This window comes from Singulisphaera chitinilytica (genome assembly GCF_049331405.1).
In the GTDB taxonomy this organism is placed as follows: Bacteria; Planctomycetota; Planctomycetia; order Isosphaerales; family Isosphaeraceae; genus PoT.
In genome coordinates this window covers 319542-335077 of the sequence record NZ_CP186275.1, presented here as the reverse complement: position 1 = coordinate 335077, position 15536 = coordinate 319542, and the positions used below count along the sequence as shown (strand labels likewise).

Genomic DNA, 15536 nt, shown 5'->3' with positions numbered 1-15536 from the left:
GTCCGGGCATCTTCGCGAGTCGAGGCGGTTCCGACGCGGCCGGGAGAGATCGCCGGGACGATGTCGCCGACGACCAGGGCGCGACGGGCCGGATGCGATCTCGATCGGCTCTGATTTCACGCCATGTGGGATGGCAGCTACTAGACACGGCAACATCCGAATGATTATTTTCGTTCAAGCAAACGCGAACGCCTTCTGATCGACTCGTGTAGAGATCCACGTATCCACGCAGATTATCGGTTGTGGGTCGATTCGGTTGCCGATGCCTCGCAGGTGTCGATGCAACGATCGGCCTCGCGGGCCCCGATCGACGGGGCGACTTGAACTATCGGAGGCAGGCCACCCCCCCCGGGCCTGTCGACGGCGGCCGCCTCCCGGCGTCCCCGTCTCCTTCGCAACCATGCCCCTTGAAGGATTCGCCGTCGGCCGCAGTGGACGGCCCACGGCCTGCACCACGCCGCCGAGGTTTCGAGCATTCAGGTCTCGGTGCCTGCCCCGATCACGAAATCTCATGTTCGCGCCAATCATCACGCGAGCGTGAAATGACGGAGCCTGGAATCTCCGGAAACTATGCGACCAGGATGTGATTTTCGTTAAGTTCCTTCATGGAATCGAGTCGTGAAGGCCGCTTGCGACCGCTATTCGACATGCCGAGAAACGACCGGGATCAACACCTAGCGAGGCCGCTCGAGAGAGGTAATTAAGCCATGCGCACGGTAAAATTACGGAACGACTCGTCGAAAGATCGCCCCGACCCCCGCAAGGCCGCGCAGCGGAGGTCGAGGCTCAGGGTCGCGGCCCTGGAAGGGCTGGAGGTGCGGACGCTGTTGTCGTCGATGCCGGGGGGGGACGGGCTGGCGGACATTGCCGGGATCGACGCCTCGGCGAGTCTGGCCGCCCCCACGGGGGTCCGACTCGATCCGGCGACCGACTCTGGCGCGCACGACGACGACGGCATAACCAACTTCAACAACGACACGAGCAAGTCGCCGGTCAACTCGCCGATCTTCGATGTGACGGGCGTGGCGCCTGGCGTCACCCTGCAGTTGTATCGCTACACCAACAGCTTCGGCAATCCCACCCCGGTCCTGGTGAGCCAGATCCCCAGCGGGGCGGGGGGCACCGTCAAGGTGGCCGACACCAACGCCGGCAAGGGGACCATCGCCGGCGGAGCGACGTATTACTACTTCGCGGTCGTCAAGGATGCCGCGGGCAACACGAGCGAGGAGAGCCCGCAATCCAACTTCGTTTACTACATGGCCGGGCCCCCCATTCCCCCGGGCGTCGTCACGCTCGCCCCCGCGTACGACACGGGCCCGTACCATGACGGCCGCAACACCAACTTCAACAACGACCCGAGCAAGAGCCCGGTCAACACGCCGGTCTTCGAACTCAAGGGCAGCGAGCCCGGGCAGACGGTCCAGCTCTATCGAGCCCCGCTGGTCAACGGCGAACCGGGGACGTTCGAGAAGGTCGGCGAGGTCGTCGACTGGCAAGGCGGCGACGTCCCGGGCGACCCGGGAGCGGCCCTGGTGGCCGACACCAACGGCGGCCACGGGATCATCCCCAACGGGGCCTACGTCTACCTGGCGACGTGCATCGACGTGGCTGGGAACCCGGCGGGCGTCTTCGGCTTCCCGACCACGGTCTGGATCAACGTGACCCCGCCGGCCACGCCAGGGCTCAAGCTCGACGCCGCCAGCGACACGGGGACGAGCCACACCGACGGCCTCACCAACATCACGCACACGCAGGCCCCCGTCTTCGACTTCAGCGGCGTCCTCTTCCGGGGCTCGATCGACCTCTTCCGCAACGGCACGCTCGTGGGGTCGGCGTCGCTCACGCTCGGGGGGACGGTCCAGCTCTCCGACGCGACCCTGCCCGCCGACGGCACGTATACCTATACCGCCAGGCAGATGGATCTCCAGGGGAATTACAGCGCGGTCGGCTCCCCGATCACCGTGGTCTACGACACGAAGACCCCGGCCGCTCCTTCGGCTCCAACGCTCGACCCCGCCTCCGATACCGGGACGAAGGGGGACGACAGCACGAGCTCGACCTCGCCGACGTTCGACCTCTCTGGCATCGAGGCCAAGGCCATCGTCAGGCTCTACCGCGACGGCGTGGTCGTCGCGACGATCACCAACGCTGCGCCGGTGGGCGGGGTCATCTCGATCAAGGATCCGGGCCCGGTCGGGTTCGGATCGCACGTCTACACGGCTTCGCAGACGGACCTCGCCGGGAACGTCGGGCCGATCGGGGCCGGCACGACGATCGACTTCAAGCTCGACCCGCCGACGGGGATCCGGCTCGACGCCTCGACCGACTCGGGCACGTATGACGACGACGGCGTGACCAACTTCAACAACGACCCGGATAAGAAGCCGATCAACACGCCGATCTTCGACGTCACGGGCGTCGGGGCGAACCTCACCGTGCAGCTGTATCGGACCTCGACCACCTACGGCATCATCGGCCCGACGATCCTCGTCAACTCGATCGCCAGCGGGGCGGGGGGGACGGTCAAGGTGGCCGACATCAACGCCGGCAAGGGGGTCATCGCCGACGGGTCCTACCTGTATCACGCGGTCCTGGTCGACGCCGCAGGCAACAGCAGCCCGGCGGGGCCTGACGTCAGGGTGGAGATCGATTCCAGGGCCCCGATCCCCCCAGGGACGCTCCTCCTCGATCCGTCGGTCGACACGGGCCTGGTCCGCAACGGCCACTACACCAACTTCAACAACGACCCGAGCAAGAGCCCGGTCAACTCGCCGATCTTCGACGTCAATGGGGTTGAGCCCCACGCGACCGTCCTGCTCTATCGCTATGCGGTGATCGACGGCGTGCCGGGTGAGGAGGAGCTCGTCGCCACCCTGGTCGACTGGCCCGGGACCGCCACCGGGGAAGGCGGCACCGCCCTGGTCGCCGACACCAACCTCGGCCGCGGCATCATCCCGAACGGTACGTATATTTATCAGGCCAATCAGGTCGATCTGGCGGGCAACGGCATGCCCACCGCCCCCGGCGGCGGCTTCCCAACCTCGATGATTCTCAACGCCACGCCCCCGCCCGCCCCGGGGCTCAGGCTCGATGCGGCCAGCGACACGGGTCCGAGCAACTCCGACGGCATCACGAGCATCACGCACACGCACAGCCCGATCTTCGACCTCTCAGGCATCGTCGCCGGGAGCACGGTGGAGCTGCTCCGCGACGGCAAGGTGGTCACCTCGCACGCCTTCTCGTCCGGCGGGACGATCCAGCTCGGTGACGCCACCGCGCCCGCCGACGGCTCGTACACTTACACGGCCATGCAGACCGACCTGGAGGGGAACGTCAGCCCGATCGGCACGCCGATCACCGTAGTCTACGACACCAAGGCCCCGGCCGCCCCTTCGGCCCCGGTCCTCGACCCGGCCTCGGCCACCATCAACGGCACGACGACGAGGACCGTCACGAACGTCGTCTTCGACGTCTCGGGGGTCGTGCCGGGGGGCGTCGTCACGCTCTATCGCGACGACAAGGCCGTGGCGACCGCCACCAGCGCCGCGGGGGGGATGGTCAAGCTGACCGATCCCGGAACGCTGACCCCCGGCAAGCACACGTACAAGGCGAGGCAGACGAGCGCGGCGGGGGTGCAGGGGCCGGCCGGGTCGACGCCCTTGACCGTCACCTTCCTCCCTACCGGGACGGTGCAGGGGGATTACAACGGCGACGGCAAGGTCGACTTCGCCGTCTATCGCCGCGACTCATCGGGGCAGGGGATCTGGTTCATCCCCAACGTCACCCCGACCGGTGGCGTCGCCTATGGTTCGGCGACGGACGACGTCCCGGTGCAGGGGGACTTCCTCGGCCAGGGCAAGGACCAGATCGCACTCTACCGCCCGAGCACGGCGACCTGGTACATCCCCGGCTTCACCGGGCCGAATGGGCTCCAGTACGGGGCGGCCGATCTCGACATCCCCGTGCCCGGGGACTACTACGGGAACGGGACGACCCAGGTCGCCGTCTATCGGCCCACCACCGGCCAGTGGTTCGTCGGCGGGACGGCGGACCCGATCGTCACGCTCGGCGGCCAGCCGGGCGACATCCCCGTCCCCGGCTATTATGACGGGCCGTCGAAGTTCGAGGCGGCGATCTATCGGCCCAGCACCGGGGAATGGTTTATCCAGGGGCACACCGGTCCGATCCAGTTCGGCTCGGACAATCCGATCCGGCCCGACGTGCCGGTGCCGGAGGACTACGACGGCGACGGCAAGACCGACATCGCCGTCTACCGGCCTGGCACCCAGCAGTGGTTCATCGGATCTCAGCAGCCGATCCAGTTCGGAGGCCCGGAGGACATCCCGGTCCCGGGAGATTACTTCGGCGACGGGAAGGCGCAGGTGGCCGTCTACCGCCAGGGGAACCCCGGCACGCTGTTCATCGGCGGGGTCGCCCCGATCTCGTTCGGCGGGCCGGAGGACATCCCCGTCAAAGCCCCGTACGCGAACCGGGAGGCCCTGAGCCCGGCCATGCTCTTCGCCAGGTCGGCCGACTTCGGCGCCAGTGCGGCGGCGCTGTCGGTCGGGCAGGGGGCGATTGCTTCGACGTCGACCTCGAACGCCGGGGAGAGTGTCGCACCCAGGACGTCCGCACAGGCCTCGGCCGGTTCGATCGGATCGAGTCGGATCCGGCCCCAGGCCTTGCAATCGCGGCCCGACGCCGGGTCGTTCCGGCAGTTCATCGCCCAGCGGCGTCTCGCATCCTTCATCTCCGCGGCCGACTGAGCCGGGCGGAGCGGAACGGAACCGATCGGTCGAGCGGAGGCCCCGGCGGGCCCTTCGAGCCTGGTGCTCGAGGGGACTGCCGGGGCCTCCTTCTTCGTTCATGCCATCTTCATGAGAGAACGTGTAGACGCGGGGCCAGGCGCCGGAGGGGCAGAGATAGAGGCCGCCTCTCCGCTCGGCCTCCGGTGTTGAGGCGTGGTAGCCGCCGGGGACGCGGGCGAGGAACAAGGGCGTTCCAGCGGACTGACGCCCGGGGATGGCCCTATCGTGCCTTTCCAACGGCCGGCGGGGTTGTCGTGGACTGCTGCGCGGTAGGCCCGACGGCAAGATCCCGGAATCGGCGGATCGGCCGAGGATTGCGCGGTCGGCCACCGGGATCGAAAGGCTGGTCGGTGTTGGCCAGGTGTCGCGGGATGAGGGGAGGTCGCGCGGGCGAGTGGGGATGTCCCGGTTGTTTCGTTACCAACCTAAGGTGAACACAGTTGATGTCCTGAGAGAATTTCTGCCAGGCAATTTCCTTTTGCGCTCAGAAGGTTGTAAATGTAAACTGGTCGAACCTTGCGGATCAGGTTGGAATTTCGTCGGCCGGCCGTTGACAGTCGTAGAAGTGCTTGATAGCATTCATGCATTCTATCGGTCGCCAGGCGCGATGCGACCGGAATTGTCGGCAATATGTGCTTGACTTCGTGATTTGTGTTGGTCCGACGTACCTTGCCCCGATTTGACTAACGGCGCGGTCGACTGCATGCTTTGGCGATCCCAGTAGCGGATCCCTTTCTTCGACGTGACGTCATGATTGGCTCGCACTCGCCCAAAGTCCGGGGTGGCGCTTAGATAACAGCGGAGAGATGACCATGCGTTCGGATGCATCCGAGGTCGAATCGAAGGGGAGCCGTGCGCGGACCCGCTCCGGGTTGCGAGGCGTAGCGGCCAGAAATGCAAAACTCCGCCGGATGGCGCTAGAGAGCCTCGAAACAAGGACGTTGCTGTCGACCACCACCACCTCGACGTTGCCGTCGCCGTCGGTAACCCTGAACTCCCAGATCAACCTCTCCGGCTCGGAGGGGAGCGAGAGCACCCCCTCGATCGCGATCGATAAGAATAATCCGAACAAGATGGCGGCGGTCTGGGTCCGCAACGACCCGCTGCTCGCCCCCGGCACGACGGTCTTCGTCGAGTTTTCGTTCTCGAATGACGGCGGCAACACCTGGGCGTCGCCGCGGCAGCTCGGCAACGTCGCCGACCCGACGACGTCGAACCCGATCAAGCCGTACTCGCTGGCGACCGACCCCAGCATCGCCTTCGACCGCGACGACAATTTCTATATCGTCGACGTGAACCACAACTCGCTGACCTCGGGCGTGTCGGCGATCGTTCTGAATCGGTTCGACTTCTCGGGCTCGACGCCGGTCCGCGACCTGGCCGACCAGATCGTCTACCAGTCGCAGCAGGACTCGGCCCTGACGCCGATCCTCGCGGTCGACGACAACCTGAAGTCGTTCACCGACACCGACGCCAACGGCAACCCCTACGTGCAGTCGGACCCGACGGCGGGCTCGATCTACATCGCCTGGCAGACGGTCAACACCGCGCCGCAGAACGCGACGAACTGGAACCCGAACGAGATCCAGCTCATCGCGTCGTCGAACCAGGGGGCCAATTTCTCGGGCCCGATCACGGTCGACACCGGCGGCTCGTTCGGCTCGCAGCGCTACGGGGCGCCTCGCCTGGCGATCAGCCAGGGCCGCCCGGCCAACGGGAACGAGCCGGCGGTGAAGGGGGGCCAGGTCACGGTCGTCTATGACGACTTCGGCTCCGGCGTCCAGAACACCCCGGTCCCGCAGGACTTCATCTGGTCGACGGTCGTCAGCGGTGCCAGCTCGCAGGTCTTCACCGGGCCCGGCGGCTCGATCATCGACGCCACCAGCGCCACGCCGAGCGTCGTCACGCCGACCAACTTCACGGTGCCGGTCAGCATCACCGACGCCGGCTTCACCAGCCTGAGCCACCTGAGCGTCACGCTCAACATCACGCACCCGTCCCTCGCCGACCTGAGCCTGGTGCTGATCCCTCCGACCGGCAGCGGCCTCCCCTCAGTGACGCTGATCGCCGCCGGGACGATCACGGGCGCCAACATGGGCGTCTCGACCAGCGGCCTCGTCAGCGGGACCACGCTCACCGACTTCGCCGCCAGGGGGATCAACAACCAGGCGAGCACCGCGCCGTTCCTCGGCACGTATCGCCCCGAGCTGAACCTCGACGCGGCCTACGCCGGCGCCACCAAGGCGCAGCTCAACGGCACCTGGACGCTGCAGATCACCGACACCAAGAACGGCAGCGCGGGCTCGCTCGGCGGCTGGTCATTGAACCTCGTCTCGGGCATGCAGCGCGGGGCGCAGACGTTCGTGACCTCGACCGACGTCCGCGGTGCCGTCGGCAATGCGTACCCGGTCAAGACCCCGGACTCGCCGCTCGGCGTCGCCCCCAACGCGACGATCGCCTCGGACAACACCCTGGGCGCCTACAGCCAGTTCCAGGGCCGGCTCTACCTGACCTACGTCAACCACATCTACAACGCCGGCCTGAACCAGGCGGCGAATACCGACATCTTCATGCGGACGTCGGACGACGGCGGCATCACGTGGTCGCTGCCGCAGCTCATCAACGACGACCAGGCCGTCAACGACGGCTTCAGCGAGAGCAACTCGGGCTTCTATCCGGCCACCGGCGCCGTGACGACCGGCCGCACCCAGTTCGAGCCCGAGATCCAGGTCGACGCCGCCACCGGCACCGTCTTCCTGTCGTGGCTCGACTCGCGTAATGACGCGGCGAACTCCCGGGTCGTCACCTACCTCGCGGCGAGCAGCGACGGCGGAAACTCGTTCGCCCCGCAGGTCTTCGCCAACACCGCCCAGACGGCCCACGACGCGATCACCGACAACCCGAACGTCGTCCTCGGCCCGATCCCCGACAGCCAGCTGGTCGGCACCGACACGACCTACGGCTTCGGCACCCGCCAGGGCCTGGCGGTCTACGACGGCAAGGCCTTCCCCGCCTGGTCGAGCAACCTCAACGGCGGCGGCGACGGCAAGCAGCTCCTCGACATCCGCACGGTCAAGGCGACCTACGTCGCCGGGCCGAGGATCATCGCCAGCACGCAGGGGGCGGTCCAGCAGACGACCTACGTCTCCACCAGCAACACGTCGGTGACGATCAACGCCCCGGACTCGACCGGCACGCCGACCGTCAGCGGGTTCACCGTGACGTTCGACCGCCCGGTCGACCCGAGCACGTTCACTGCGGCCGACGTCGCCGTCTTCTACCGCGACACGACGGTGGCCAACTCCTCGGGCGCCGCGATCCCCGTGACCTCGGTCGTGCCGCTCAAGGCCGGCAGCAGCGCCTTCGGCGTGACCCAGTTCCTCATCCGGTTCGCCCCGCGGACGGCGGTCGGGACGTACAGCTACGAGGTCGGCCCGAACATCCGCGACCGGATCCGGACCGTCTCGTCGACCGGCACGTCCCAGGGCAACCTGATGGACCAGAACGGCAACGGCGTCACCGGCGAGGCGGCGGCCACGGGCAGCGGCCTCGGCGACGTCTACGCCGCCCCGTACTCGACCGCGACGGCCGGGTTCATCCTGCCCCCCTCGGGCCAGTTCTTCCCCGCCCCGTACGACTCCAACACCCTGCCGCTCGTCCTCGGCGGGCCGAAGGTCGTCAGCTCGTCGATCCCGAACGCGACCCCCTCGTCCGATAACCTCGTGACGAACGGCAGCGTCAGCTCGATCGACATCACGTTCGATCGGCCGATGGACCCGACCTCGTTCACGGCGGCCGACGTCCTGCGGATCATGGGCCCCTCGGGCGCCATCCCGTTGACGTCGAACGGCGTCTCGACGATCACGATCACGCCGAACCCGCTCGGCAACGACTCGGATCCGGCGCACCCGAAGACGTTCCGGATCACGTTCCCGACCCAGTACCTCTCGGGCACGTACACGGTCCAGCTCGACTCGTCGATCAAGTCGGCGGCCGGCGACGCGATGGACGCGAACCAGAACGCGGGCGTCGACCTGCTGAAGCAGACCCCCTCGGGCACCTCGGTCGCCGTCACCTACAACTCGACGAACGTGCCGGCGGCGATCTCCTCGGGGACGACGACGACCTCGATCCTCAACGTCCCGGCCGGGTTCCTCGCCCAGGACCTGACCCTCACCCTGAACATCGCCTATCCGAACGACCCGGACCTCGAGGCCACGCTGATCGGCCCCGACGGCACGCAGGTCCAACTCTTCACGAACGTCGGGTCGACGAGCGGCAACCCCGGCTTCAGCAACACGATCTTCGACGACAAGGCGACCACGCCGATCCAGAACGGCGGGCCCCCCTTCGTCGGCCGGTTCCTCCCGCAGCAGCCCCTCAGCGCCTTCAACGGCAAGGCCGCCGGAGGCCAGTGGAAGCTGGTCATCAAGAACGACGCGGCGACGAGCACCGGACGCATCGGCAGCCTGACGAGCTGGTCGCTGACCTTCCAGAAGGCCGTCCCCATCAGCGGCCTGGGCGAGCCGGTGGCCGACCAGTCGACGGTCGGGTTCCGCATCTTCGCGGATAACGCCACGAACCCGCTGACCAACGACACCTGGACCTCGGTCGGCCCGGCCACGATCACCAACAACGCCCCCGGCAACGGCTACTCGGGCTCGGTGACCGCCATCGCCGTCGACCCGTCCGATCCGTCGGGCAACACGGTGTACGTGGGCGGTGCCAGCGGCGGCGTCTGGAAGACCACGAACTTCCTGACGACCAACCCCGCGGGCCCGACCTACATCCCGCTGACCGACTTCGGCCCGACCTTCGGCCTGAACATCGGCAGCATCGCGGTCTTCGCCCGCAACAACGACCCGACGCAGTCGATCATCATCGCGGGGACCGGCAACGCGAACGCGATCGCCGGCAACGGCGGCCTCGGCGGCAACACGAGCCAGGGGGTCGGCTTCCTGCTCTCGACCGACGGCGGGGCCACCTGGACGCTGCTCGACAGCACCGACAACTCGCTCGCCTTCGCCAGCCGCGACCACCTCTTCGCCGCCAACGGCGGGACGAGCACCTACAAGGTCATCGTCGACCCGAGGCCGACGCCGACCGGCCAGGTCATCATGTACGCGGCCATGGGCGGCACGAACGGCGGCCTCTGGCGGTCGATCGACACCGGCCAGCACTGGACCCTGATGAAGTCGGGCCAGGCGACCGACGTCACCTTCGACCTCAACAGCGCCACGGTCGACGTCAACAGCAACCCGACCGGCAACGTGAACGTCCTCTACGCGGCCTTCGCGGGGGATGGCGTCTACATCAGCCCGAACCGCGGCCAGTCGTTCGACCGGATGAACGGCGGCAACGTCGACCCGCTCATCCGCGACCCGGACACCACCGGCGGCGGCCAGCCGCAGGCGATCACGGTCAACAACGGCACCTTCCCGACCAGCGGTATCGGCCGGATCACCCTGGCCAAGCCCGCCCTGATCGCGTCGAACGTCGCCAGGGCCGACGTCCAGAACCTGCTCTACGAGGGCTGGATCTACGCGGCCGTCGCCAACACCAACGGCAAGAGCCTCGGGCTCTACCTCACCAAGGACAACGGCACCACCTGGACCAGGATCTACACTGGCACGGTCCCCAGCCCCGGCACCGTCGTCGCCCAGCCGTCGAACAACCCGAGCCAGTCCTACTACGACACGCTCGGCAGCAACACGGCCCCGAATGCGAACTACAACATCTCGGTGACCGTCGATCCGAATAACCCCAACATCGTCTACCTCGGTGGCACGAACATCGGGCAGACGTCGGGCCTGATCCGGATCGACGCCACGACGCTGTACGACTCGCACGCCGCGGTCGCCTACGACAACAGCCGCCCCGCCGGTGGGACCGAGTTCAGCTCCAACGGCCGCGTCGTCCTGAAGGACGTGAACCGGGGGACGCCGACGATCACGGTCTTCCGTGGCAACCGGCTCACCACGTTCTCCTCGGACCAGTATCTCAACCTGCTGCAGGATCCGACGCAGCCGTACCTGGCGAACTCGACGATCTACCTGTCGAACGTCGCCTCGTTCACAAACGACGGCTCGGGGGTCACCTGGATCCCGTTCGACGAGATGATCAAGTCGAGCAGCAACGACCTCGAATCGTCGACCGGCGTGCACCAGATGATCTCGATCGTCGACCCGCTCACCGGCAACGCCCGGCTGATCGTGGCCGACGACCAGGGCGTCTTCACCGGGGTCGACCTGGGCAACGGGAACCTGAGCCCGGGCATCGGCAACCAGGCGTCGCCGACCTACTCGCGCAACGGCAACCTCCAGATCGCCCAGTTCTATTACGGTGCCGCCCAGCCGAGCAACGTCGCCGCCCAGGCCGCCCAGGCCCTGATCTACGGCAACGGCCTGCACACCGGCATCGGCCAGTCCGACCCCAACGTGGTGAACAACGGCAGCACCACGGATGGCAACACCAACTGGACGGCCCCGACCCAGGGGACCCTCGGCTCCCCGAACTCGCTCAACGGCGAGCTCGACGGCGTCGGCGTCCAGGTGAGCCAGCAAGGCGGGATGGCCGACCCCAATAACCCCGGCCAGAAGCTCGATTCGGTCACGTATCAGTACGTGATGCCGGGCCTCGGCGGCTTGTTCTCCGACTTCTTCCAGGTCAGCGTCAACGGCAATGCGTTCGTCGGCCGCACGACCGGCCTGGTGCAGGTGGCGAACGACCCGCAGTGGCCGCTCGCGTCGGCGAGCTACACCAACGGCGTCGTCCAGGGTAACTTCGCGGTCAACCCGCTCGACGGCAACCAGGTCATCATCAGCTCGAACGCGGGCCGGATCTTCTCGACGACCAACCAGGGCCGCTCGTGGCTCGTGATCGGCGACCCGAACGCGCTCGACGGCACCTACGCCCCGGCCCTGACCTACGGGGCGCCCGACCCCAACGCCCCGGCGGGCGTGGGCAACCTCAACAACTTCCTCTATGCCGGCACGGTCGGCGGGCACATCTTCGTCAGCCAGACCGGCGGCGGCACGCCGGGCGTCGGCAACGCCTGGACCGACATCTCGACGGGCCTCGACGGCTCGCCCGTGATGAAGATCGTGGCCGACCCGACCCGCGGCAGCCACGCGGCCTACGCGGTCACTCAGGCGGGGGTCTACTGGACGGCCAACTCCCTCTCCGGGGCGTCGACCGTCTGGACCAACATCACCGGCAACCTCTTCAACCTGACGACCTCGGCCTTCGGGAACAGCGACCTCACCTCGGCGAGGATCGCCTACCTGACCTCGATGGTCGCCGACTGGCGGTATGTCATCCCGAACACGTCGGGCGGCGGGTCCCACCCCGTCCTCTACGTCTCGGCCGAGCCGGGCGTCTATCGCTCGCTCGACAACGGCACGACCTGGCAGATCTTCCCCGACAACTCCACCACCAACGGCACGACCCCGCTGCCGACCAATGGCGCGGTGGCCCCCGTCGGCGGCAACCTGCCGAACGTGCACATCACCGACCTGAGCCTCGCCCTCGGCAACATCGACCCGACCACCGGTCGGCCGATCGCGACGGCCGGCGACCCCAACAACCTCGTGGCCTCGACCCTCGGGCGCGGCACGTTCACGATCCGGCTGGCCCCGATCGTCTTCCCCAATACGGCGAGCTCGCCGAACAACATCCACCTCGACACCACCTCGCCGCCCCCCGCCGGCAGCCAGGCCGGCACCGCCAGCGACGGCACGCCGTTGGTCACGGTGGCCCGGCCGGTGATCGACGGGTTCAGCCAGCAGACGGCGTTCGGCAACAAGGCCAGGATCACTTTCTACGACCTGACGAACCCGTCGAGCCCGAGGATCATCGGCGGCTACGACCCGAGCAACTCGTCGACCGACGTCGCGGCCAACTGGACGACCTCGTCCGGCAGCTTCTCGATCCAGGTCAACGCCGGTGCCTTCACCTTCAACGGTAAGAAGACCATCGGCATCCAGGCCACCGACGCCTCCGGCACCAAGGGCAACATGGCGACCTTCGTGTTCACCCTGAACGCGAACCTGCCTCTGCCCAACCCGCCGGCGACGCCGACCCTCGCCCTCTCCCCGGCCGACGACTCCTCCGGCGGCCAGAAGATCACCAATGTCACCGAGCCGACGCTCCTCGGGGCGACCGACCCGTCGACCTCGGTGAAGATCTACAAGTCGGTGAACGGGAGCCCGACCGGGCCCGCCCTGATCTCGGGCACGACCGACTCCAGCGGCAACTTCATCCTGAAGTTCGCCAGCCCGCTGGCCGACGGCGTGTACACGGTCCAGGCCGTCGCCACGAACGTCTTCGGCTCGTCCAACAGCCAGCCCTTGACGTTCACCATCGACACCCACGGGCCGACCACCGCGCCGACCCTGCTGCTCTCGCCGACGTACGACACCGGCATCAAGGGGGACAACATCACGTCGGCCCGCACGCCCTTCTTCATCGGCGTGACTGAGCCCAACGCGATCGTCGACCTCTACGACGCCTCCACGTTCAACCCGAGCAACCCGGGCGGCAACAAGGTCCTCGCCACGACGACCGCGGACGCCTCGGGCAACTACAAGTTCCAGCTCCCGTTCAACCTGACCAACGGGGCCATCTCGCTGATCGCCCAGGCCAGGGACGTCGCGGGCAACGTCGGGCCGGATAGCAGCACGCTGACGATCCAGGTCGTCACCGTCGCCACCGACTACAACAACGACGGCAAGTCGGACCTCGCCCTCTTCGAGCGGACCAACCCGCTCGCGACCTGGTCGATCCAGGGCGTGACCCCGACGGGCGGGACACTGTACGGCTCGGGCACCAAGTCGATCCCCGTCGAAGGCGACTTCATCGGGAACGGCAAGGACCAGCTCGCCTACTACAACCCGGGGACCGCGACCTGGTTCATCGATGGCCTGTATCCCAACGGGATCCAGTTCGGCATGGCCCTCGTCGACATCCCGGTGCCGGGCGACTACTTCGGCACGCACGTCGACACCATCGCCACGTGGCGGCCGACGACCGGCGAGTGGTTCATCGGCGGCTCCCCCAACGCCCCGATCAAGCTGGGCAGCCAGGGCGACATCCCCGTCCCGGGCGACTACGACAACATCGGGAGGACGGAACCCGCGGTCTACAACCCGACCACGGGCACGTTCTCGATCTATAACCCGCTGACCGGCACCACCCGTAGCATCCAGGTGGGCTCCCCGGGCCAGATCCCTGTCCCCGGCCAGTACGACAACACCGTCAGCTCGCACCGGACCGAGCCGGCCGTCTACAACCCGACCACGGGCCTGATGACGATCCTCGGCCCCAACAACGTCACCCGCACGGTGCAGTTCACCCAGGGCTCGATCCCCGCGCCGGGCGACTACGACGGCGACGGCATCGACCAGCCGGCGGCGTTCCTCCCCGCCACCGGGACCTGGACGATCTACAACCCGGCCGGCACCAGCAGCACGACCACGAAGTACGGGGACCCCGGGGACATCCCGGTCGCCGGGCCCTTCAACTATCGCAAGCTGCCGGTGCAGGGGGATTACGTCGGCAACGGCTTCGCCCAGTTCACCATCTTCCGCCGGACTTCGCCGACGGGGACCTGGTACATCGGCGGGGTCAGCGGGCCGAACGGGACGAAGTTCGGGCCGGCGAACTCCATCCCGCTCCAGGGCGACTTCGACGGCAACGGCCTGACCGACCTCGCCACGTTCAACTCGAGCACGGCGACCTGGTACGTCCAGGGGCTCTACCCCAACGGCGTCCAGTACGGTGCGGCCAACCTCGACATCGCCGTCCCCGCCGACTACAACGGCGTGGGCACGACGACCATCGCGGTCTGGCGGCCGACCACCGGCCAGTGGTTCGTGGCCGGCCACGGCGACCCGCTCGCCACGTTCGGGGCGGGGGCCAACAACACCCCGGTCCCGGGCAACTACGACGGGACGGGCAAGGCCGAGTTCGCCGTCTTCATGCCCGCCACCTCGTCCCACCCGACGCAGTGGCAGATCATGGGACCGAACGGCCTCTACACGGTGGCCTACGGCGGCGCGAACGACATCCCGGTCCCGGGCGACTTCGACGGGGTGGGCAAGACCCAGCTCGCCGTCTATCGCCCGAGCACCCAGCAGTGGTTCATCGCCGGCCACGCCCAGGCGATCCAGTTCGGCGGCCCCGGCGACATCCCGGTCCCGGGCGACTACGACGGCGTCGGCCACCTGCAAATCGCCGTCTACCGGCCGAGCACCAACCAGCTCTTCATCGCCGGCCATGCCACGCCGATCCAGTTCGGCGGCCCCGGTGACGTCCCCGTGGAAGCCCCGTACGCCTACCGCGTGCCGGGCAACACGATCGTCGCCGCGAGCGTCCAGACGGCCAACGCCGACGCGGTCGTCCCGCCCGCCCCGACGACGAACTCGATCGTGGCCTCGTCCGTGACGGTCTCGGCCGCCACGACGACCTCCCCGGCCTCGACGACCCCGCCGGCCCCGCTCGGCAGGGGCCTCCGCCCCAACCAGGTCCGGCTCCAGACGCGTGCGAACGCCCTGGCCTCGCTCCTGAGCAACGCCGAGCAGAAGCACTCCGCCCCGAACGCCGGCCTGACCTCCCTCCGCCGCCGCTTCGGCCGCTTCTTCGGCTGAGCCTCGAGACGACAATCGTGACCTCCAACGGCCGCGGCCCCGGGATGATCCCGGGGCCGCGGCCTTTTTCGTTTCAACGCCG

At 67.8% G+C, this 15536-nt stretch carries 2 protein-coding genes; both read left to right on the top strand.

Going from position 1 to position 15536, the window contains the following annotated elements; translation table 11 throughout:
• Positions 1 to 707: 707 nt before the first annotated feature.
• Positions 708 to 4766, top strand: a complete 4059-nt coding sequence (locus tag ACOYYX_RS39410; protein WP_422931843.1) for an Ig-like domain-containing protein — start codon at positions 708 to 710, stop codon at positions 4764 to 4766.
• A gap of 854 nt (positions 4767 to 5620) precedes the next feature.
• Entirely contained in the window at positions 5621 to 15454 is a 9834-nt protein-coding gene (locus tag ACOYYX_RS39405; protein ID WP_422931842.1) for an Ig-like domain-containing protein, read from the top strand.
• Positions 15455 to 15536 lie beyond the last annotated feature (82 nt).